19 protein-coding genes and 3 tRNA genes are annotated in these 21,987 nt (G+C 59.0%); 9 read left to right on the top strand and 13 right to left on the bottom strand.

Translation table 11 applies throughout. The features are described 5' to 3' along the window. Position 1: 1 nt before the first annotated feature. The gene (gene metE / locus HMPREF1287_RS08440; RefSeq protein ID WP_023016421.1) at positions 2-2,272 is read right to left on the bottom strand and encodes a 5-methyltetrahydropteroyltriglutamate--homocysteine S-methyltransferase; all 2,271 of its coding nucleotides are present in this window, start codon (positions 2,270-2,272) and stop codon (positions 2-4) included. After that, complete coding sequence (locus tag HMPREF1287_RS08435; protein WP_023016420.1) at positions 2,259-3,191, bottom strand: methylenetetrahydrofolate reductase; 933 nt, start codon at positions 3,189-3,191, stop codon at positions 2,259-2,261. The genes metE and HMPREF1287_RS08435 overlap by 14 nt, the downstream gene beginning before the upstream one ends. 287 nt (positions 3,192-3,478) lie before the next feature. On the opposite strand from HMPREF1287_RS08435, the gene HMPREF1287_RS08430 reads away from it, so the two are divergent. From HMPREF1287_RS08430 to HMPREF1287_RS08420, 3 genes are all read left to right on the top strand, one after another. After that, positions 3,479-4,219, top strand: coding sequence for a hypothetical protein (locus HMPREF1287_RS08430; protein ID WP_023016419.1), 741 nt, complete (start codon positions 3,479-3,481; stop codon positions 4,217-4,219). 119 nt (positions 4,220-4,338) lie between these two features. Continuing rightward, the gene (locus HMPREF1287_RS08425; protein ID WP_023016418.1) at positions 4,339-4,542 is read left to right on the top strand and encodes a hypothetical protein; all 204 of its coding nucleotides are present in this window, start codon (positions 4,339-4,341) and stop codon (positions 4,540-4,542) included. Between the two features lie 35 nt (positions 4,543-4,577). Further along, on the top strand, positions 4,578-5,051 hold the full coding sequence (locus tag HMPREF1287_RS08420; protein WP_023016417.1) for an N-acetyltransferase: 474 nt from the start codon (positions 4,578-4,580) through the stop codon (positions 5,049-5,051). 53 nt (positions 5,052-5,104) lie between these two features. Here HMPREF1287_RS08420 and HMPREF1287_RS08415 read toward each other — a convergent pair. Continuing rightward, positions 5,105-5,177, bottom strand: a tRNA-Ala gene (locus tag HMPREF1287_RS08415). Between the two features lie 168 nt (positions 5,178-5,345). On the opposite strand from HMPREF1287_RS08415, the gene HMPREF1287_RS08410 reads away from it, so the two are divergent. Both HMPREF1287_RS08410 and HMPREF1287_RS08405 read left to right on the top strand, forming a co-directional pair. Beyond that, positions 5,346-6,248, top strand: coding sequence for a polysaccharide deacetylase family protein (locus HMPREF1287_RS08410; RefSeq protein WP_023016416.1), 903 nt, complete (start codon positions 5,346-5,348; stop codon positions 6,246-6,248). Continuing rightward, positions 6,248-6,796, top strand: coding sequence for a DNA-3-methyladenine glycosylase (locus tag HMPREF1287_RS08405; protein ID WP_023016415.1), 549 nt, complete (start codon positions 6,248-6,250; stop codon positions 6,794-6,796). Before HMPREF1287_RS08410 ends, HMPREF1287_RS08405 begins: the two co-directional genes overlap by 1 nt. On the opposite strand, the gene HMPREF1287_RS08400 is transcribed toward HMPREF1287_RS08405, so the two are convergent. The 6 genes from HMPREF1287_RS08400 to gyrA form a co-directional block, all read right to left on the bottom strand. Beyond that, positions 6,797-7,282: a MarR family winged helix-turn-helix transcriptional regulator gene (locus HMPREF1287_RS08400; protein ID WP_005276035.1), complete on the bottom strand. Its 486-nt coding sequence runs from the start codon at positions 7,280-7,282 to the stop codon at positions 6,797-6,799. A gap of 91 nt (positions 7,283-7,373) precedes the next feature. Continuing rightward, the gene (locus tag HMPREF1287_RS08395; RefSeq protein WP_084519501.1) at positions 7,374-9,515 is read right to left on the bottom strand and encodes a copper-translocating P-type ATPase; all 2,142 of its coding nucleotides are present in this window, start codon (positions 9,513-9,515) and stop codon (positions 7,374-7,376) included. Positions 9,516-10,531: 1,016 nt separating this feature from the next. Next, positions 10,532-10,604: transfer RNA gene (locus tag HMPREF1287_RS08380), tRNA-Ala, on the bottom strand. A 9-nt stretch (positions 10,605-10,613) separates the two neighbouring features. Further along, positions 10,614-10,690, bottom strand: a tRNA-Ile gene (locus HMPREF1287_RS08375). A 173-nt stretch (positions 10,691-10,863) separates the two neighbouring features. Next, the gene (locus HMPREF1287_RS08370) at positions 10,864-11,202 is read right to left on the bottom strand and encodes a DUF3566 domain-containing protein (RefSeq protein WP_005280482.1); all 339 of its coding nucleotides are present in this window, start codon (positions 11,200-11,202) and stop codon (positions 10,864-10,866) included. Between the two features lie 3 nt (positions 11,203-11,205). Next, positions 11,206-13,761, bottom strand: a complete 2,556-nt coding sequence (gene gyrA / locus HMPREF1287_RS08365; RefSeq protein WP_023016411.1) for a DNA gyrase subunit A — start codon at positions 13,759-13,761, stop codon at positions 11,206-11,208. A 78-nt stretch (positions 13,762-13,839) separates the two neighbouring features. On the opposite strand from gyrA, the gene HMPREF1287_RS08360 reads away from it, so the two are divergent. The 4 genes from HMPREF1287_RS08360 to HMPREF1287_RS08345 are packed head-to-tail and all read left to right on the top strand — an operon-like array spanning position 13,840 to position 16,324. Next, positions 13,840-14,061 carry a hypothetical protein gene (locus HMPREF1287_RS08360; RefSeq protein WP_005280480.1) on the top strand — a complete coding sequence of 74 codons (222 nt, stop codon included), beginning with the start codon at positions 13,840-13,842 and terminating at the stop codon, positions 14,059-14,061. Next, a complete protein-coding gene (locus tag HMPREF1287_RS08355) occupies positions 14,058-14,315 on the top strand; it encodes a hypothetical protein (protein WP_023016410.1) in 258 nt (85 codons plus the stop codon). The genes HMPREF1287_RS08360 and HMPREF1287_RS08355 overlap by 4 nt, the downstream gene beginning before the upstream one ends. 11 nt (positions 14,316-14,326) lie before the next feature. Next, positions 14,327-14,764: a hypothetical protein gene (locus tag HMPREF1287_RS08350; RefSeq protein WP_023016409.1), complete on the top strand. Its 438-nt coding sequence runs from the start codon at positions 14,327-14,329 to the stop codon at positions 14,762-14,764. Positions 14,765-14,824: 60 nt separating this feature from the next. Next, on the top strand, positions 14,825-16,324 hold the full coding sequence (locus HMPREF1287_RS08345) for an MFS transporter (protein WP_023016408.1): 1,500 nt from the start codon (positions 14,825-14,827) through the stop codon (positions 16,322-16,324). A gap of 93 nt (positions 16,325-16,417) precedes the next feature. Here HMPREF1287_RS08345 and gyrB read toward each other — a convergent pair whose 3' ends face one another. From gyrB to dnaN, 4 genes are all read right to left on the bottom strand, one after another. Continuing rightward, complete coding sequence (gyrB, locus tag HMPREF1287_RS08340; protein WP_023016407.1) at positions 16,418-18,487, bottom strand: DNA topoisomerase (ATP-hydrolyzing) subunit B; 2,070 nt, start codon at positions 18,485-18,487, stop codon at positions 16,418-16,420. A 168-nt stretch (positions 18,488-18,655) separates the two neighbouring features. Then, the gene (locus HMPREF1287_RS08335) at positions 18,656-19,225 is read right to left on the bottom strand and encodes a DciA family protein (RefSeq protein WP_023016406.1); all 570 of its coding nucleotides are present in this window, start codon (positions 19,223-19,225) and stop codon (positions 18,656-18,658) included. After that, the gene (recF, locus tag HMPREF1287_RS08330) at positions 19,222-20,412 is read right to left on the bottom strand and encodes a DNA replication/repair protein RecF (RefSeq protein ID WP_023016405.1); all 1,191 of its coding nucleotides are present in this window, start codon (positions 20,410-20,412) and stop codon (positions 19,222-19,224) included. Before recF ends, HMPREF1287_RS08335 begins: the two co-directional genes overlap by 4 nt. Continuing rightward, the gene (gene dnaN / locus HMPREF1287_RS08325) at positions 20,412-21,593 is read right to left on the bottom strand and encodes a DNA polymerase III subunit beta (RefSeq protein WP_023016404.1); all 1,182 of its coding nucleotides are present in this window, start codon (positions 21,591-21,593) and stop codon (positions 20,412-20,414) included. The genes recF and dnaN overlap by 1 nt, the downstream gene beginning before the upstream one ends. Positions 21,594-21,987: the final 394 nt, after the last annotated feature.

Raw genomic sequence — 21,987 nt, 5'->3', positions numbered from 1 at the left:
TTTAGAGGGCGTTGCGCACCACATCGCGGGCTTCCACCATGTTGCGCAGGGAGGTTTCGGTCTCCTCGTAACCGCGGGTCTTCAGGCCGCAGTCCGGGTTAACCCACAGGCGATCCAGCGGCACGTTCTTGAGCGCGGCGCGGATAAGCTCTGCCATTTCCTCCACGGAAGGCACGCGCGGGGAGTGGATATCGTAGATGCCAGGTCCAATCTCAGAGTGGAAGGTCTCATCGATATCCTCCAGCAGCTCCATGCGGGAGCGCGCAGCCTCAATGGAGGTGACGTCTGCGTCCAGGCCGGCGACAGCGTCGATGATCTGGCCGAACTCCGAGTAGCACAGGTGGGTGTGGATCTGGGTGGTGGGCTTGGCCTCGAGGGCTACCAGGCGGAAGGAGCGCACTGCCCAGTCCAGGTAGGCCTTGCGGTCCTGCTCGCGCAGCGGCAGCAGCTCGCGCAGGGCTGGCTCATCGATCTGGATGATGTCGATGCCGGCTTCCTCCAGGTCACGAACCTCGTCTGCCAAGGCCACGCCCAGCTGGTCCGCGGATACGGACTGGTGCACGTCATCGCGGACGAAGGACCACGCCAGGATGGTGACCGGGCCGGTCAGCATGCCCTTGACGTGCTTTTCCGAAAGCGACTGTGCAAACTTCGACCACTCGGTGGTCATGGCAGCCGGGCGGGAGATGTCACCCACCACGATCGGCGGACGGGTGCAGCGGGAACCGTAGGACTGTACCCAGCCGTTTTCGGTGGTGACGAAGCCATCGAGCAGCTCCGCGAAGTACTGCACCATGTCATTGCGCTCTGGCTCGCCGTGCACCAGGACGTCCAGGCCGAGGCGCTCCTGCAGTTCGATGACGGACTTGACCTCGTCCTTGAGGGCGGAGTTGTAGTCGGCATCAGAAAGCTCGCCCTTGCGGTGCGCGGCACGCGCCTGGCGGATTTCCTTGGTCTGCGGGAAGGAACCGATGGTGGTGGTCGGCAGCTCAGACAGGCCGAGCTCCTTCTGTGCTTCCTTGCGCTCGTTGAAGGCCGGCTCGCGCTTGACCTCGCCTTCCGGCAGCTGAGAGATGCGCTCTTGCACGGCGGCGTTGTTGATGCGCTCGGACTCGGCGCGGGTGCGAACGGCGCGGTCGCTGACGCTGTAGGCCTCTTCGGCTGCCTCTGGGCCCTGTACCAGGGCGACGACTTCCTTGACCTTCTCATTAGCGAAGGAGAACCACGGAGCGACATCGGCAGGCAGCTTGGATTCTGCCTCGACAGAGTGCGGCACGTGCTGCAAGGACACGGAGGTGGATACGGACAGCTCATCGATGCTGCCTGCCAGGTCCTCGTACTTGGAACGCAGGTCGCGCAGGTTGGCGGCCCAGACATTGCGGCCATCGACAAGGCCGGCAACAACGTGGGTGTTCAGGTTCTTGACGCGCTCGAGGTAGCCCTCATCCAAGGCCAAGGTGCCGACGGAAAGGTCAACCTGGACGGCCTCTGGCTTGAGCTCTGCGATGATATCGAGGCCCTTGCGGGCAGAGCCGTACGGGGTGGTCAGGTAGACCTGTGGGCGCTCTTCTGCACCCAAGATGGCGGAGTAAGCCTGCTTGGTATATGCGGCCAATTCCTCATCGCTGGCGTTGATCAGATCTGCAACGAGGGCGGGTTCTGCCAACTGGATCCACTCCACGCCAGCCTTGTGCAGCTCCGCCAGTACCTCCTGGTAGGCGGCAACGGCATCGTCTAGGCGTTCGAGCGGGGCCTTGGCGGCACCCTCGGCCTGCTTGGACAGGGCCAGCAGGGTGACCGGGCCAACGAGGTACGGGCGTACGGTGTGGCCTGCTTCGCGGGCTTCTTCTACCAGCTTGATAATGCGCTGTGGGTGCGCCTTAAAAGCGTGGTCATCGGCAATTTCCGGGACGATGTAGTGGTAGTTGGTGTCGAACCACTTGGTCATCTCCAGCGGCGCGGTGTCCTTATTACCGCGTGCCAGGGTGAACTCATCATCGAGGGTTTCACCGGCAACGGCACCGACGGTCAACGCGGTTTCGAGGACCTGGTCGTAGTAAGCGACGTCTGCCGGGATGGCGTAATCCTCGGTCAAGCCGAGGTCGCGCAGGCGGTTGTAGGTATCCAGGCGCAGCGAGTGTGCGGCGGACTCGAAGGTCTCCGCATCGATGCGGCCGGCCCAGTAGGACTCGAGCGCGCGCTTCAACTCGCGGTTGGCGCCAATGCGGGGATAGCCCTCAATTGTCGCCTTGGGGAAATTAGCGTTGGTCATTGTCTACTCCGATTCGGGTTAGTAGGTCGTGAGTATTGTCGGGATTGTTGTGGGTATATAAATGGAGCCCGCTCGCCCCACCAGCCACGATGTCGCGGGCTAGTTCGGCGGTCAGTTCCATGCCGGTTTCGTATTCTTCTTCTGGGGTTGTCGCTGCCGCGAGCGCCGACCGCACCCTTTCAGGCACGGCGAGCCCGGACAGCTCACCCATTCGCTCCACCCGGCGCAGGCTGGTCATGGGCATGATTCCCGGAATAAGGGGAATATGCACCCCGGCCAGTTGGGCCTTTTTGGTAAAGCGCAGGTAATCCTGGGCGTCGAAGAATAGTTGGGTAATGGCGAAGTCCGCGCCGAGGCGTTGCTTTTTGAGCAAGACGTCAAAATCTTCATCTTCGTTTTTAGATTCAACGTGCCCGCTGGGATAGCACGCGACTCCGACGGCCAGGCGGCCAGCGGCGAACCGCGCGGCTTGCTGCCTTTCTAGTTGCCGGATGAGGCTTATCAATTCATCGGCATGCTGCGGATAGTGCTCCGGCAAACCTTCCTCTGGCAGGTCCCCGCGCAGGGCCAGCAGGCCGCGGACACCGGCATCGACCAAGCGGTTGGTCCAGCCGATAAGTTCCGTGCGCGAACCAGCCGTGCAGGCCAGGTGCGCAAGCGGACGCATCGAGGTGGTGCGCGAAATCCGCTCGATAAAGGCCGTCGTCCCTTCGAGCCAACCGGACCGTTTGGAACTTGTCACCGCAATATAATCCGGGTGGTAGCTTTCCAAGGTTTCCAGCAAACGGTCGATTTTGGCTTCATCGGCATCATGGCGCGGCGGAATTACCTCGAAAGATAGCGCCAAACGCTCCGGCACCATTAACTCTTCTTCACTCATGGAATCCAACGGTGCTGACGCCGAAAATCGCGGGCTCATAGTCACCTCCTTTTCCCGATCTCAATTGCTGTCTGGAGGAAAACGTACCAAGCTGTTCAGTTTGCGGGGTAGCACGCCGCTAATGGTATTACCTTTGCAGGCCCATAAACAGCGCGGTTGGCCAAAATCGACGTGAATATTAATCCACCAATCTGAACCAAGCGGTCTATTTTATGGGTGATTCCACCCCCCTGAATCACCCGCCAAAACAGTGGTGGGGTGCCAGGCTGGCCACTATGCTGGATGGGAAAGGACAGATAAATCTCATCTAAGGAGCACCTGCACTCATGAACCCCACCGCAGTGAATATGGCGTTGAAGACCGGTTCCAACCTGTGGAAGCAATTGCGCGATTACCGGCAAGAAAAGTCCCGCGAAACGTATACCGCGCTCGAAGAGGCTGCCCAGCAGATGCAAAAGGAAGACAATAGCGCCTTCGATGAGGCCCGCAAGCAGGCAGGCGCCGTAACCCAGGCCGCGCACTCCCGCCTAGAGCGCGCCCTAGAGGAATTCAATAACTACCGCGAGGACGCCGTCGAGCGTTTCGATGAGGCCAAGAAGGAAGCCACCAAGAAGGCAAAGAAGGCCCGCAAGCAAACCAAGAAGAAGGCCACCAAGGCTGCAAAGAAGCAGACCAAGAAGGACAAGAAGTCTTCCAAGTTCTGGACCGTTGCCGGAATCGTTGCCCTGCTCGCCGCGGCAACCGGTGCAATTTACGCTTGGCTGCGCTCCAATGACAAGCCTTCCCAGACCCCACCGCGCGTGGATGACTACCGCGGTGGCACCCAAAACACCGCCCCAGATTCCACCTTGGTCTACACCTCCACCAGCGAAGCTAAGCACGAAGCCGATTCGGACCTCGCCGAAGAGGGCGCTGTGCGCGATGAGGAGCTCTTGGGGTCCATCGATGAGCAGCTGGCTAAGCACCGCGAGGAAGAAGAGGCCGCCGCGGAGGAAGCGGATACCACCCGCATCACCGATGATCACCAGAGTGAAGGCAAGCACCGCCTGCAATCTGACGAGCAGTAGTTCCTTTCGCACCCCCGCGGCGGGGGTGCAGTAGGCGTTGCCTAGATCTCATTGCTTTGCCTAATCAAAAATCTCCTGCTTGAATTCACCCATTAAGGCTTTCTACAAGGAGATAAACAATGAACTTTGAGTCTCTCACCGTCAAGCTCAAAGACGGTTCAACGTACTATTTCCCCGCAGGCCCAGTAACCGATGATCCCTCCCCGCGCGTGGATAACCTCCGCTTTGCCATCGATAACGGCGCTACCTTCCGCTCCGTTGACGAATCCGGTGAAATGCGCGAGTTCAACGGCGCGGACGTGCATAACTATCACTTGGCTTAACTAGCCCGGCGGATTCTTCATATATCCTGGGGATTATGGAAATTCGCGCGACACAAGAATCCGATCGCACTTATATAGCTCGCCTCAACTTCCTGACCGATACCTTCGGTGATGAACGAGGCGAGCTTTCTTCCGGTTTTGCCGATGATTTTTCCTTTTACGTGGAAAATTGGGAGCCCAACCAGGGAGGTTTCATCGCTTGGGAGGACCTCGTGCCCGCCGGCGGGGTGTGGCTCAGTTGGGGTACCGAGGACAATCACGGTTACGGGTTCGTGGAACCGTCCATCCCAGAATTTGCCATCGCGGTAGAAAGCCGCTTTGCGGGCCAGGGCATTGCCACCGCGCTTATCGATGCCGCCATTTCCCTCGCCCAGACCCTCAAAGCGCCCGGTATTTCCCTGGCCGTCCACCCCGATAATCCGCGTGCGCAGAAGCTTTATGAACGCTTGGGATTCGAGCATGTGGGTGTGTACGCCGAGCATTACATCATGGTCAAGCGCTTTTTATAACCCTATGCATGACTAAAGTCCGGATTCTTTAACCAGAATCCGGACTTTTCCTGTGGAGCATAGGAGAATCGAACTCCTGACCTTCTGCTTGCAAAGCAGATGCTCTACCAATTGAGCTAATGCCCCAGTGGCTTGTACTCTACTACTGCAGCCGCTCATTCCAAAAATGCCGAAGACACCGCGGCACAGTGATTTACTTCTATCACATTTATCACACGCGTTTAATCCATAATTCCCTTCGCAGTGGAGTAGGCTGGCTAATCGTGCCCATCTGTCCTCGTTCCTAGGAAAAGTATGCGTCGACTTCTTACCTCCGCGCTCACCGTACTCGCCACCGCTGCCCTTCCCGCCTGCGCCAATGCGCAATTCCTCGAAGGCACCCCGAAAGTAGCCGGCTCCTCAGAACCCAATATCCAATCCGCGGTTTCTGAGATTCAGACCGATATTCAAAGCCGCATCGACAGCACCCGCGCGCAGGCACAGGATCTTGTTTCCTCGGTAGCGCCGCAAGACGAGCCGCAGAACGAGGCTGCACCCGCACCGGATCCCCAGCCTGGGGCCGCACCGCAACCAGCCCCGCAGCCACAGGGTAACGGCGTAGATTGCCCGAATTGCGTGGCCCTTACCTTTGACGATGGCCCAAGCCCTTATACGAACCAGCTCTTGGATACCTTCAAGGCTAAAAACGCTCACGCCAGCTTCATGGTGCTAGCGGATCACGCCTACCAGTACCCCCAAGCGCTCCAGCGCATGCAGGCAGAAGGTCACACCATTGGCAATCACACCAAGACCCATCGCCAGCTCAACCAGTTAGCTTACGGCGATATTGCCCAAGAAATCGACGCCGGCAATGCGGCGATCCGCAATGCCACCGGGCAGAATCCAAAGTGGCTGCGCCCGCCCTACGGTGCCACCAATGAGACGGTTGACCAAGTAGCCAGGGATAAGGGCTTGTCGCAGGCCCTATGGAACGTGGATACCTTGGATTGGAAGATCCGCGACTCGCAGCACGTCTGCAATGCCGCCGTGCAGGATGCTAACCCAGGCTCCATCGTCTTGATGCACGATATTCATCCGACCACCGTCAATGCGGCCGAGTGCATTATCGATGGCCTGCGCGCCAAGGGCTTGGAGCCGGTCAGCCTCGATGAGTTGCTGCGCACCCCGGTAGACGGAAAGCGCTACTACTCCCGTTAATGATTGACTTTTCCCACACAGCTGATGTCGTAGCCCCACAACTCCTTGGCTGCGTCATCACGCACGCTGGGGTGCGCATTCGCCTCACGGAAGTCGAGGCCTATTTGGGCACGGATGATGCCGCCGCCCATACCTTTCGTGGGAAAACCCCGCGCAATGCCGCCATGTTCGGCCCACCCGGCCGGATGTACGTGTATGCCTCTTACGGCATCCACCGCAATGTCAATATCGTCTGCGCCCCCGAAGGCGTAGGCCAAGGGTGTCTACTGCGCGGCGGTGAGGTGCTATCCGGGATCGATACCGCCTTTGCACGCCGCGGCACCAGCGATTTTCATAACCTAGCCCGCGGCCCCGGGAACCTCGGAAAAGCTCTGGGAGCAACGCTGGAGGATAACCACCTGCCAGTGCAGCTTTCTGAGCGCGAGTCTGCACCGGAATGGGTGCGCGGCCCGCGCATTGGTATCTCCAAAAACCAGGAAGCAGCCCTGCGGTTTTGGATTCCCTTTGATAAGACCGTCTCCGGCCGCCGCGGCTATCCCAAAAAATAATTAATAGCGGCCGCCATAGCGCTCGTCGGCTTCGATGGCTTTGATGATGCGCTCATTAATTTGGGTCATTTGATGGATCTGTGCGCGGGTCAGGTTATCGATAACGGATCGGCGGGCCTGCTTGGCGTGGCCCGGGGCGGTTTCTACTACCTTGTCCCAGCCGCTATCGGTAAGGTGCGCCATCGTCGTCCGCCCATCATTGGGGCAAGGACGCCGCACGACCCAGCCCTGGCGCTCCAAACGGGTAACAACCTGGCTCAGACGGGACAGGGAGCCGTTTGCGGTGATGGCTAGGTCTCGCATGCGCATCTCATGGTTCTCAGCCTCTGATAGCCGTGAGAGCACCGTATATTCAAAGAAGCTTAGCTTGGCATCATCGCGCAGCTGCGCGTCCAGAATATTGGTGAGCCGGACATTCACGCTCATCAGGGACATGAATGCTGCTAGTTCATCCTCTTCCAGCCAAAAGTCGTCCCGCTCGGTCATGAGGATTATTTTAGCAACTGGACTTCAATTCTAAAATAATCCCCAAATAGCCGGAGTCCCATCCCGGTTATCCGAGCCTGGACTGATCCGCCTAGTGGCTGGTGGGTACCAAACGTGCTGGGTCCAATTCAATCCGGCGCAGCAACTGCGCGTTGAATGCCACCACGATGGTCGATAGCGACATCAATACTGCACCGGCCGCCGGGGAGAGCACGACACCGATGGGTGCGAGTACGCCTGCAGCCAAGGGCACGGCAATGATGTTGTAGCCAGATGCCCAAATAAGGTTTTGGATCATCTTGCGGTAGCTAGCGCGCGACAAGGTGATCATCGAAAGCACCGACCGTGGGTCATCGCTGGCGAGCACCACCTCGGCGGATTCCATGGCGACATCGGTACCGGCGCCAATGGCGATGCCGACTTCCGCGCGGGCCAAGGCTGGGGCGTCGTTGACGCCATCGCCAACCATGGCCACTGCCAGGCCGCGCTCTTGTAATTCGGTGACCTTGGAGTCCTTGTCCTGCGGCAGGACTTCGGCAAAGACCTCGTCAATACCCAGTTCTTCGCCAACGGCCTCAGCGACCTGCGTGGCATCACCAGTGATCATCGCAACCTTGACGCCCTGCTCTTGGAGGGCCTGTACGGCCGCGCGGGATTCGGGACGAATCTTGTCTTCAACCGCGAGAGCACCGATGATCTGACCATCTCGCACGACGTGCAGGACACCCGCGCCGCGCTGGGACCACTCTTCAACCTGCGCATCGAACACCCCAGGGGTGGCAAGCTCTAGCTCGCGCAGCATATTCGGTCCACCGACGAGGACCTCTGCCCCATCGACGGTGGCCTGGATTCCACGACCGGCGGCAGCACTGAAATCGGTGCTGTGCAGCTGCTCCTGGGATGCTTCCGCGTGGTCTTCGGCTGCCTTGACGATGGCGCGGGCCAACGGGTGTTCACTATCGGCCTCGGCCGCGGCGGCCACTGCTAGCAATTGCCCCTCGCTGATGTCCTCAACGGTTGCAACACCGGTGACCGCGTGCGCACCTTCGGTCAGGGTGCCGGTCTTATCGAAGAGGACGGCGTCGATAGTGCGCATGCGCTCCAACGCCATACGTTCCTTGATGAGTACCCCAGACTGTGCGGCCTGCTCGGTAGAGATCGCAATGACCAGTGGGATAGCCAAACCGAGGGCGTGGGGGCAAGCGATGACGAGCACGGTAACGGTGCGCACCACGGCGTCGCTTGGGCTTCCGATAATGGCCCAGACCACCGCGGTAATAAGGGCTGCGCTCAGCGCGAACCAGAAGAGCAACGCTGCGGCGCGATCGGCAAGAGCTTGGACGCGGGAGGAGGATTCCTGCGCCTCGGCGACCATGCTTTGGATACCGCCCAGGGCCGTATCTCCTCCGATGGCCTCTACTTGGACGCGGACGGTGTTGTCGGTGGCTACCGTACCGGCGACCACGCGCTCACCTTTATCGCGGAAGATGGGCCGGGATTCACCGGTGATCATGGATTCATCAAATTCGGCTGAGCCTTCAACAATGGTGCCATCGGCAGGCGCCCGGGCGCCAGCGCGAACCAGTACTATGTCATCCACCGCCAGCTCAGAGACTGGCACGGTGTGGGCCTGCCCATCGATGATCTTCTCGGCTTCGTCAGGCAAAAGTTCTGCTAAGGCGTCCAAAGCGGAGGAGGCCGCGCCGAGTGCGCGCATCTCCAACCAGTGGCCCAGCAGCATAATGACGACCAGGAGGGCCAGCTCCCACCAGAAATCTAGGTCGAATCCTCCAATCCCCAAGGTGGTGACCCATGAGGCGACGAACGCCACGGTAATAGCCATGGCGATAAGCAGCATCATCCCGGGCTGGCGGGATTTCAGTTCCGACCAGCCGCCTTGCAGGAATGGCGTGCCGCCATAAATGAAGATGATGGTGCCAAGCACCGGGGGAATCCAGGATGAACCATTGAATTCGGGTACGCCGTAGCCGAGCAAGTCTGCGACCATAGGGCTGAAGATGACGACCGGTACCGATAGCAGCAGCGACCACCAGAAGCGGCTGCGGAACATCGCCGCGTGATCGCCGTGACCGTGGCCATGCCCGTGCTCGTGACCGTGGTGGTCACCGTGAGAGTGCCCTTCGTGGCCGCCATGATCTGTGTGTTGCGTATGATCCGCTTCCGCGGCCTGGTGAGCACCGGAATGCTCACCGTGTTGGTGGGAAGTACTCATAAAATTCCTTTCTTCTCCTCCCTGCACCGAGAGGAGTCCTAGCGTCGGTGGAACACAGTGATGATTACTCTCCCCACCATATACCCCGGGGAGGTATATTTACAGGACGAAAGGAGCCCTTTTCGCATGAGAGGCGAAGTGGAGCTGCCGAGATGGCCACCCAGCTTAAACGGGCCTAGCCCCGGGAAAGTGGACACGGCGCGGTCAGGCCGGCCCCATCAGCTCGGTTATTCTTCAACGTCATTGCAGATGAATTCGACAGAGAAACGGTCTCGGCATTTATCGATGAAGCGGATCATAACGGAGGCTCTGGGCCTGGTTCTGGGAATTTTCCTGCACGATGGGCTTACTGTGCCCATTGCCAGGCTGTGTGCCATGAAACGCCGAGCTTCGGGGCTACCACCTGACACGCGAGGTACATCGACCGTTCTTCCGCCAAGCTGCGATCTTCCACAAGTGGGACACTTCAGGTTTCACCTGCTGTTTTCGCCTACCCAAAATGGAAGAAAGAGGCAAAGAAACGACATATGGGGCACTCCATTTTAGTTGGAGTGCCCCATATTGGCTTTAAAGAGGAAGTTTAGTCCTCATCACCCGAAAACTTCTTTCTCATAGTCCAATCTATCCAGAACCAAATGCAGAACAAGATGAGACCGATCACCGTTCTAGGGACGACATCTAAGTCAAAAACGATTCCGAGAAATAGTCCCAGAAGGACCAATGAAGCAAAAAATACAGCCCACGATACTCGTGAATTATATTTTTTGGATTTTAGCTTCTGCATTCATGCCCTCCAACTGAATGCGGACGATCTCCCATGTTAGATGCAATCCTAATCTGATAACAGGTGTTGTGGTCGTATTCAGCGAATGCCTTTGCTGTTTCAACAATATCAAGCGCGTTGATGCCTGCTATCGGACAAACACCCCCAAAACCAGTTTGATAGGCGTGGAGAGCTTCGAGAGGGTGCAAGAAGCAAAAAGTCCGACTCCCTTAAGGAAGCCGGACTGATGCTGTGGAGCATAGGAGAATCGAACTCCTGACCTTCTGCTTGCAAAGCAGATGCTCTACCAATTGAGCTAATGCCCCATTGTTCCGTGGTGGGCCTAGCTGGAATCGAACCAGCGACCTCATCGTTATCAGCGATGCGCTCTAACCGACTGAGCTATAGGCCCTTTAACGGAACGAGATGTAACTTTACATACTACCCCGGAAAGAACACAAATCGGCAGCTCAAAGAGGTTTTTAAAGGCGCTCTTCGTTGGCCTAATGAGTACCCTACTTCGCGCTTAAAACCAGAAAATGCCGGCAACCGTAGCTGCCGGCATAGTCTCTCACTCACAGTGGTCTAGATGTCATCCAAGCTGACCTTTAGCCCGCCGAAGACATCCACGATGGCGTTATAGATGACGGCCATCAGCGGTGCGAGCAAGGTGAACAGGACGGCGAAAATAACGCCAATCAGCGCGCTGGCTGCGATCACCACGCCAAAGGTGACCTCAAAGCCGCCGCCGACGCCACCAACGAGGCTATTGACTGACTCCCATATGCCCACCTGGTGCAAACCGATGTACAGCAGGCACACGGCCAATAACCACGCGATGAGTCCGACGAGTGACAGGGCCAGACCAACGCGAAACGCCGAGGTGGGCGAGATGTGGTGGATGGTTACGTCTCGTCGTTCCATGTCCTACTCCTCATCCTTGGAGGCATCGCTACCCTTGTGGTGCTCTTGCTGGACCTCATCGACGGTCTTTTCGCCCTTGGCCACAGCCTGCGCGTCTTCCTCACCATCTTCTTCGACATTGCGGTCGATGGCAAGCAATTCGACGTCATCGGCAAGGTCAACCAAGCGCACTCCCATCGTGGCGCGCGAGGACGGACGAATCTGGTTTACTTCGGTGCGAATAACCCCACCGGCGGAGGTAATGGCGAAGATTTCATCGTCTTTATCAATGGAAATGGCGCCAATGAGCTTGCCGCGCTTCGGGGTGTACTTGAAGGTCATCACACCCAAGCCACCGCGGCCCTGCGGGGTGTATTCCTCAATGGCGGTGCGCTTGCCGTAGCCACCCGAGGTAGCAACGAGTAGGAACTCGCCGTCGTGGACGACGGACATCGCCAGCAGCTGGTCATCGCCGCGGAAGCGCATCCCCTTCACGCCGGCAGTAGCGCGGCCCATGGGGCGCAGCTGGTCGTCATCGGCAGTAAAGCGAATGGCTTGGCCCTGCTCAGAGGTCAGCAGGATGTCATCGCCCTCAGAAACGAGCTGGGCGCCGATGAGTGCATCGCCTTCGTTGAGGTTGATGGCGATAAGCCCTGCGGAACGAGCGGACTCGTAATCGGTCAGGCGCGACTTCTTCACGCGGCCCTGCTGGGTGGCCAGGACCAGGTATGGCGCATCCTCGTAGGACTGGATCTGAATGACCTGGGCGATCTTTTCCTCCGGCTGGAATTCCAGCAGGTTGGCCACGTGCTGACCGCGGGCGGCGCGGCCGCTCTCCGGTAGCTCGTAGGCTTTCAAGCGGTAGACGCGGCCAAAGTTGGTAAAGAACAGGATCCAGTCGTGCGTGGAGCAGACGAAGAAGTTTTTCACAATGTCATCTTGCTTGAGCTCCGCACCGCGCACGCCCTTGCCGCCACGCTTTTGTGACTTATAGGTATCGACCTTGGTGCGCTTGGCATAACCGGTGGCGGTAATGGTGACCACGACGTTTTCGCGGGCAATGAGGTCTTCATCGGTGACCTCGCCGGAGGCAGGCAGGATCTCGGTGCGGCGCTCGTCGCCGTACTTTTCGACGATCGCCTCCAGCTCATCGTGGACGATCTGGCGCTGGCGCTCCTCGTGGGCGAGGATGTGCTTGAGGTCTGCGATCTCTTCTTCGATTTCTGCCAATTCATCGACGATCTTTTGGCGCTCCAGGGCGGCCAGGCGGCGCAGCTGCATCGCCAGGATGGCATCGGCCTGGATATCGTCGACATCGAGAAGATCCTTCAAGCCCTCGCGCGCCTCATCAACGGTGGGCGAACGGCGGATCAGGGCGATGACCTCATCCAACATATCCAGCGCCTTGACCAAGCCGCGCAAGATGTGCGCGCGCTTTTCGGCCTCATCCAGGCGGTACTGGGTGCGGCGAACGATGACCTCAATCTGGTGCGCAACATAATTGCTCAGCATCTGATCCAGGCGCAGGGTACGCGGCACGCCATCGACGATGGAAAGCATATTAGCGCCGAAAGAGGTCTGCAGCTGGGAGTGCTTGTACAGGTTATTGAGCACCACGCGGGCGACAGCATCGCGCTTCAGGGTCACAACAATGCGCATGCCCACTCGGTCAGAGGACTCATCTTCGATCTTGGAAATGCCGGCGATCTTGCCGTTGGCTACGGACTCCGCGATATTGGAGATGAGGTTATCGGGGTTGACCTGGAACGGCAGCTCCGTGATCACGATGGTCTGCCGGGAACCGGATTCCTCGATGGAGGTGACACCGCGCATGCGGATGGAGCCGCGGCCGGTGGTATATGCATCCTTGATGCCCTGATCGCCCACGATGAGGCCGGCGGTGGGGAAATCCGGGCCCTTCACGCGTTCCATGCAGGCCGCGAGCGCGGCATCCTCGTCCGCGTCTGGGTTCTCCAGCAACCAATAGATGGCCGAAGCCAACTCATTGAGGTTATGCGGCGGGATATTGGTGGCCATGCCCACGGCAATTCCGCCGGAACCATTCATCAAAAGGTTAGGCACGCGGGACGGCAGGACGTCCGGCTCGCTAGTCTTGCCATCGTAGTTGGGCGAGAAGTCCACGGTATTTTCGCGGATATCGCGGACCATTTCCATGGCCAACGGGGTGAGCTTGCACTCGGTATAACGCATTGCGGCGGGGCCGTCGTTACCGCGGGAACCGAAGTTACCCTGGCCATCGACAAGCGGGTAGCGCATATTCCAGGACTGCGCCAAGCGCACCAAGGTGTCATAGATGGCCGAGTCACCGTGTGGGTGGAACTGACCCATGGTGTCAGAGACCGGGCGCGCGGATTTCACGTAGCCGCGCTCGGGGCGGTAGCCCGAATCGAACATGGCGTAAAGAATGCGGCGGTGTACCGGCTTTAGGCCATCGCGCACCTCAGGCAGCGCGCGGCCCACAATGACGGACATGGCGTAGTCGATATAGCTCGACTCCATCTCCTCATTAATGTCAATGGGAAAAATCCGATCAAAAAGATCGTCGTTATTGTCACTCATAAGGCCAAATTCTACCTTCTCCGGGCTTTATCGGCCTTATTTGCCGCACCGGTGGTATCACTGTGGTATCACTGGGGCATGGCAATGACATTACGGCTTACCGCAGAACAAGATCACGCCCTTACCCTCTTGGCCTCCGCGCAAGGCACCTCCAAGCACGAGGCGGTGGTGCGTGCCATCGTGGCGGCGGCCTCGCGTACGCTTGCCGATGCCCACGTGCAAGCCACCGCCCGCGAACTCCTCCCCGGCCGCGCGGATCTAGAGGCCGAAATCCGCAGGGCACGGAAGACCCACGCATGAGCCCCGAACAGCTATACCTAGTGGCTCAAGAGTTTTGCGCCCGCTTTAATCTCCGCATCATCAACTATTCCGCCTTGGTGGCCGCCGCGGCTGCCAGCACCGCGCGCCTGGAGGGCATAGCCATTCACGGCGATGAGCAACAGGCAGCCCAAGCCATGGCGGAGGTTTTAGAAAAGGTGCCAGCGTTAAATGCTGGAAACCAGACCTTCGCGCAGTACTGCGCCCGCGTCTATATGGCCACTAAATTCGCGTAAAGTATGGCACCATGTCTCACCTTTCTACCTTGATGCATGGATCCACCCGCACCGAGTTCATCGCCGAGTGCGGGGCTCTCGTTGAAAAAGTCGCCTCCGCCCAATCCGGCATTTCTGGCATGGCCATTAAAGGCGGATTGGCCGCCGCCAAAAAAGCCGATGCCAACGTCGTCCCCAAGGCGCTGGAACGGATCTTGCCGGATGTCCTCGATGCCCTGGATCCGCGGTGGCAGGACTTTGCGGAAAGCGGGAAGGATGATTTCGGCGCCTTCCTTGAACCGCGGCAAGAAGAGGTCAGCGATGAAATTATGAATATCGCAGATAAGCACGTAGAAAAGGTGAACTCCGCCGCACTGCGCAAACCCTATAATTCCCTGCGCGGCAAGGCCACCAAGATCTTAAGCCCGGAAGTTCCTGCATTCGGCCGCGTCGTGCAAAAGCACATGTAAATAAATAGTTTCCACCGGTTTTCCTGCGGTTGAAGGTTTTCTGGACTGCGGAGTATAAGTGTGGAAGTGACTTATTCCCCGCATCATAAATCGTCGGCATCAGAAGCAAACCGTACCGATTACCCCGCCGGCCAAGACCCCGCCCGCTGGCGGGTTCTTATTATTGTGCTGGTCACGGTGTTCATGTCACTAATTAGCGTGTCCATCGTGAACGTGGCGCTGCCGTCGATTCAGTCTGGGCTTGGTGCCACGGATTCGGATGTGCAATGGGTGCTGTCTGGTTATGCGCTTACCTTCGGCGTGGTCCTCGTCGCCGCAGGGCGCGCCGGCGATCTCGTGGGGCGTGGGGGCATCTTCCTGCTCGGCATCGCCGTCTACACCATTAGCGCCGCCGTGGCGGGTTTCGCGCCGAATGCGCATTCTCTGAATATCGCACGTTTTGTGCAGGGCGTTGGCGCAGGGTTGCTGAACCCCCAAGGCGTGGGAATGATTCAGCAATACTTCCGCGCGGAAGAGCGCGGCCGCGCCTTTGGATACTTTGGTGCCACCGTGGGAATCGCCGTGGCCATCGGCCCGGTCTTGGGCGGCTTCCTCATCAAGATCGGCGGCCCTGACCACGGGTGGCGGCTGACCATGCTGGTCAATGCCCCGATCGGCCTGCTGGCCATCATCTTGGGCCTCATGTGGTTCCCACGCCCGCTGTTTTCCCGCGTCCGCGATGCCGCAGGCAATAAGCTGGGCATCTTCAAGGCGCTGGCCACCCTGGATCCCATCGGCGCGCTCATCCTTGGTGCCGCAGTATGGTGCATCCTCTTCCCCTTTATGGACTCCACTGGGTCCCCTGCCGTGTGGTGGCTGCTTCTGGCAGGTGCCGTGCTCATTGGCGTGTGGGTGCTGTGGGAGCGCCACCACAAGGCCACTGGCCACCCGCCGATGGTGGATCTCAATATCTTTGCCACCTCGAGCTTCCGCAATGGCACCATCATCGCCACGTTGTGGTTTATGGGCATTACCAGCATCTGGGTGCTCGTTGCGTTGTACTTCCAAAATGGCCTGGGCTACTCCGCCCTGGCAGCCGGCTCGGTGGGTATTCCGTCCGCGCTCCTCAACTCCATTACCGCTACCATCGCGGGCCGCAAGATTTCGCGGTACGGGCGCATAGTGGTCATCATCGGCATGCTGACCACGATCTTTGGCCTCATCGCCACGGTGGCATTCGTCTGGGGCACCACGCACTGGGGAATGAGCGAATGGTGGCTCATCCTCTCCTTGGCATTTATCGGGCTTGGCCAGGGTGCCGTGGTCTCGCCTAACCAAACCCTGACCTTGGCGCAGGTCCCAGATAACTACGCCGGTTCCTCCGGCGCGGTCCTGCAAACCGGCCAGCGCATCGGCACCGCCATTGGCTTGGCCGTCATTACCGCCATCGTCTTTGCCATGCTCCAAAGCACCTCCGGAGATTGGCCCGTATCCATCATGACCGGCTTTGGCGTCATCATCGCCGTCTGTCTGGTGTCCTTGAGCTTTGGGTTTGCTGATCAGCGCTCTTCCAGCAGCTAAAGCTCCTCACCTCATTGTTAGAGCCCACCGTGGAATTATTCACGGTGGGCTCTATTGCTCTAGGCACTGCACGCACAGGGCTAGGCCAGCGATTTAGATATCCAGGAAGCGGACATCCTTCGCGCGGCGGGTAATGAAGGAGCGGCGGGCGGCCACGTCATCACCCATGAGGATGGAGAACAACTCATCAGCGCGCTGTGCGTCTTCCAGGTCCACGCGGCGCAACAGGCGCGTGGAGGGATCCAGGGTGGTCTCCCAGAGCTCGGAGGCGTTCATCTCGCCCAAGCCCTTGTAGCGCTGGATGCCGTCATCCTTGTTGATCTTGCGGTTTTGCTCCAGGCCTTCTGCCAACAGCTTATCGCGCTCGTCATCAGAGAAGGCGTAGCCAGGCGTGCCCTTGGACCACTTCAGCTTGTAGAGCGGCGGGTTAGCCAAGTACACGTGGCCATCCTCAACCAACTGCGGCATAAAGCGGAAGAGCAGGGTCAACAGCAGCGTGGCGATGTGCTGGCCGTCCACATCGGCATCGGCCATCAGCACGATCTTGTCGTACCGCAGCTTCTTAATATCGAATTCCTCGTGGATGCCGGTGCCCAGCGCGGTGATGATGGCCTGGACCTCGGCGTTCTTTAGGACCTTATCCATGCGGGCCTTTTCCACGTTCAGGATCTTGCCGCGCAAGGGCAAGATGGCCTGGAACATGGAGTCACGGCCGGCCTTCGCGGAACCGCCCGCGGAGTCACCCTCCACGATATAAAGCTCCGAACTCCGCGGATCCTTAGAGCGGCAATCCGCGAGCTTGCCGGGCAGTCCGCCCAAGTCGGTGGCGGACTTGCGGCGCACCATCTCGCGCGCCTTGCGCGCTGCCATGCGGGCATGCGCCGAGGAGACGGCCTTATTGATAATGGCCTTTGCCTCTGCCGGGTTGGCATCAAACCAGTCGTTGACGTACTCGTTGACCGAGCGCTGCACAAAGCCCTTGATCTCGGAGTTGCCCAGCTTGGTCTTGGTCTGGCCCTCGAACTGCGGGTCGCCCACCTTGACCGAAATGACGGCGGCCAAGCCTTCGCGGCAGTCATCGCCAGAAAGGTTGCCGTCCTTGTCCTTGATGAGCTTGTGCTCCTTGGCGTAACGGTTCATCAAGGAGGTCAAAGCTGCGCGGAAGCCCTCTTCGTGCGTGCCGCCCTCGTGGGTATTGATGGTATTGGCAAAGGTGTGCACGGACTGCTTATAGCCCTGGTTCCACTGCAAGGCCACCTCGACCTCGTGGTCCTCGGCCTTTGCCTCGAAGGACACGATGGTGGGGTGAATTGCGCTCTTGGACTTATTGAGGAATTTTACGTAGTCCGTCAGGCCCTCCGGGTAGTGGAAGGTGATCTTCTTGCGGCGCTTCTTATCGGCCTTGGTGACGTTCTTGGAGTCGTCTTCCTCGTTAAAGGTATCGCCGGCATCGGGCACATCATCAAAGGATGTCTCGTCCGCGCTCGCCTCACCGGATTCCGCATCGGCGATTTCCTCGAGCTCGATCTGCTCTTCGGTCACGCGTTCATCGATAAGCTCGATGGTCAAGCCCTTGTTCAGGAAGGCCATCTCCTGCAGGCGGCGCGCAATGGTGTCGTAATCGAACTCGGTGGTTTCAAAGATCTCCGGGTCCGCCCAGAAGCGAATCTTGGTACCGGTGCCGCGGGCGTTACCGCCTTCTACAAGGTCATCCGGAATGGCGTTCTGGAAGTTTTGGTACCAGTGCTTGCCCTCACGCTTGATCTCCGCCTCCACGCGGGTGGATAGGGCGTTGACCACGGAAATGCCGACGCCGTGCAAGCCGCCGGAAACGGCATAGGAATCGGAGTCGAATTTACCGCCGGCGTGCAGCTGCGTCATGACCACCTGGACGGTCGGGGCACCGGAGGCGTGCATCTCCACCGGGATACCGCGGCCATTATCGATGACCTCGACGCCGCCATCTTCCAAGAGCTTGACGGTAACCTTATCTGCGAAGCCTGCCATGGCCTCATCAACGGAGTTATCGACGATCTCCCAGATAAGGTGGTGCAAACCGCGCGATCCGGTAGAACCGATGTACATACCGGGGCGCTTGCGGACGGCCTCTAGACCTTCCAGGATCGTAATTGATCCAGCATCATATGCGTGTTCTTCAGCCACGGATTCGTGCTCTCCTTTTGGCTATAGCTAATTCTAAGACTTTCACTATTCTACACGCATACCCCCTACTGAATGACACCCCACACCGGCCAGAGGTAGCTATGTGGCGCGCTCTGTGGTTATTTATCTTTTAAACGGCAGAGCTAACCTGCGCCTATCAGCCACTTATCAGCCGTAGGTATCTTGCGATCCCTGCGGTTTCACCCACTGCCGACCCTCGTAATTGCGCTGCTGCCGCGGGCCATGGATCCGCAGCTCAGCGATGACATCGGGACCAAGCCGGTCCGCAATTTTGCGCAGGATTTCCCGCTGCAGGTAGCGCAGTTCCGTGGCCCAGGTGGAGTTATCGCAGGAAATGTAGACGATCTTGTCCTTGATTTTTTGCGGCTGCGTATGGGCGGCGATGCGCTCGCCCACCAGGTTTTCCCAATTACCCATCACCCAGCCGTGCGCTAATTCATGCTCCCAGCCGCGGTGGGAAATCTCCTTTTTAATCTGTGCGCCCAGGCTCGGCACGTCGATCTTTCGCCGCGGCCTCCTGCCATCGGCGCCGGTAGGCCTGCCTACCTGGTAGCCGCGATAGTTCTGCTGTTGGGCATCCTCCAAGGAGGGCACCGGCATCTTCGGCACTGGGCGCGTAAGCTTTGGCGGATTCTTCGAGGTAGAGCGCACCAACCGGAAGTATTGGGTAACGGGATCCGTGCGCTGCGTGCCGGTGTCCCCTTCTTCCTCACTCATGCTTCTTCCTCGCTAGCCTCTCCTGCTGTTGCTTCCGTGTGCAGGGTGGAAATGCGCCCCTGGTCCGTATCTTCCACTCCTACCCGGTAACGCACGATGGGTTCCAGGTTATCCGGTAAGTCCTCATCCACCGCGGCGGTAATTAGCACCTGTTCCGCCGTGGCGGCCAGGTGAACCAGCTGGGTGCGGCGCTTGGCATCGAGCTCGGCAAAGACATCATCCAAGATGAGGACCGGATCGGATCCCCCCTCCTCGCGCAGGAGCTCAAACTCCGCCAGGCGCAGGGCGATGGCATAAGACCAGGTTTCGCCGTGGCTGGCAAAACCCTTGGCCGGCTGATCCCCCAGGTGGAGCACGAGATCATCGCGGTGCGGGCCCACCAAAGAGATCCCGCGCTCGATCTCGCGCTGCCGGGCAGTTGCCAGCTCGGTCAGCATGACCGCCTCCAGCACCTCGCGGTCAGAGGTATCGATGGTGGATTTATACTCCACGTGCGCAGGCCGCGACTCCGGCGCGAGGCCGGCATAGGCGGCGGGAATGTGTTCCAAGAGGGCATCGACAAGCGCAAGGCGCGCCGCAATGACCTGTGCACCTAAGCGCGCGAGCTGGGCATCCCATGTATCCAGCGTGGACAGCGCCGATGCGCCGTCGCTATCGCCGTAGCCGCGCCGCAAGCTTGCCGATGCCGACTTCAACAACGCATTGCGCTGCTTTAATACCTTGTCATAATCCGCCTTAACCCCAGCTAGGCGCGGGGTGCGCGAGGCAATGATGCTATCGAGATACGCGCGGCGCCCCGCGGGCTCACCGCGCACCAAGGCCAAATCCTCAGGAGAAAACAGTACCGTTTTCACCACGCCGAGTAGCTCGCGCGGGCTGCGCAGCCTGGTGCGGTTAATCTGCGCCTGGTTGGCGGCATGGGGTTGTATAAGCAGGTGAGTGGTTAATTCGCGCCCCTGGTTGACGGCAGTAAGGGACACCCGCGCGCTCTGCGCGCCCTGGCGCACCAGCGGCGAATCATGGGAGACGCGGTGGGAAGACAGGTGGGCGGTATAGCCCACGGCTTCCACGATATTGGTCTTGCCAAAGCCATTGCGGCCCACAAACAGAGTAATCCCTGGGCCCAGCTCAAGCTTTAGTTCGGGCCATGAGCGAAAATCCCGAACATCGAGATCCCGTATAAACATTAACCTGGCAGGCGAACCGGCATTAAGAGGTAGGTGAAGTTGGTCTGCGGCGTGGGGAAATTGCCATCCTCATCCGCTTCCGGCAGTTCCTCTGGCTCCGGGATCATGATGGCGGGGCGGGAAGGCTCCGTAAACCCGAAGACCACGCGATCGGTGTTGATGACCGCCAGGCCGTCCTTCAAATAGCCCGGGTTGAAGGCGATGAGGAATTCATCGCGGCCATGGAACGCGCACGGCAGCGTCTCGGTGGCATTACCGGCATCGGCGCCGGCGGACAGGGTGACCTGGCCATCGGCAAATTCCATGCGGATCTGCGCATTGCGGTCCGTCAGCAGGGAAACGCGGCGAATGGCCTCTTGCAGCGGCGCTACCTCAACGGAGGCAATATTCGTGTGCGACTTCGGAAGCAGGGGCTGGACGTTTGGGAAATCCGCATCCAGCATGCGCGTAGTGGTTTCTCGGTTATCCGCGTGCAGGCCAAATAGGCCATCGGCGCCGATATTATCCCCGGAACCCACCGCGATCTCGATGGGAATATTCAAATGCGGATCCAGGCTGCGGCCGGTATCTTGCAAGGTCTTTGCCGGGACCAGGAGCTTTGCTTCTACATCCTCAGCGGCCGGCTCCCACTCCAGGGTGCGCATGGCCAAACGGAAGCGGTCCGTTGCCGTCATCTCAATATCCTTGCCGTGGATATCCATGTGCACGCCAGTGAGCATGGGCAAGGTGTCATCCTTGCCGGCTGCGGATGCCACCTGCTGGATGGCCTCTGCGAAGAGCTGCGGTTGGATCGTGCCGGTGACCTCAGGCAGGACTGGCAATTGCGGGTAATCATCGAGCGGGATGAGCGGTAGCTCGAAGCGGGAGGACCCACAAGTAACCAAAGCCTTGGAATCTACCTGGGAGATCTCAACTTCCTTATTGGGCAAGGTAGCCACGATATCGGAAAGCAATTTACCGGCAACGGCGATCTGGCCGGGCTCATCCACCATGCCGGCGATGCGCACCTTGGTAGAAACCTCGTAATCAAAGCCGGTGAACTCTAAGCCGTTGTCATCAGCGGTGATGAGCATCGCGCGCAGCACTGGCTGGGTGACCTTGGAAGGCAGGCTGCGGGCAACCCACGCTACGGCGTTGGCAAGGTCATCTTTGGCAACGCGAAATGACACGGCTTCATCCATGGTGCGAAGAGCTCCTCTTTGGCGGGGTAGGAATGTGTAACTTTCAAAAGCTGGCTTCCAACTTACCGCATCCGGTGAACCTTGTAATTTTGCCTCCGCCCGTCCGAGCCAGCGCCGGGCGCTCGGGACCGGGCACAATTTCACACATCCCCTTTCTACTTACAAGATCAGAGAAATAATTTAGTAGTAGTAATAAGCGCTGTGGGATCTGTGATCAACGGGGTAAATGACAAGTTCAGCGCAGCGATCCGGGGTGTGCCAATTCTTGTGATCTTGCTGTGATCAACTGGCCCGTAGTGTGGATAAATTGGCGGGTCATCGTTTTATCCACAGCCTGCACTAGTTTTCCACGGATCTGCACACAGTGCTGATCACAGGGGCGTCTGTGCTGGAT

It is taken from the genome of Corynebacterium sp. KPL1986, assembly GCF_000477975.1.
GTDB lineage: Bacteria > Actinomycetota > Actinomycetes > Mycobacteriales > Mycobacteriaceae > Corynebacterium > Corynebacterium accolens.
This window is presented reverse-complemented; position numbering and strand designations above follow the sequence as displayed.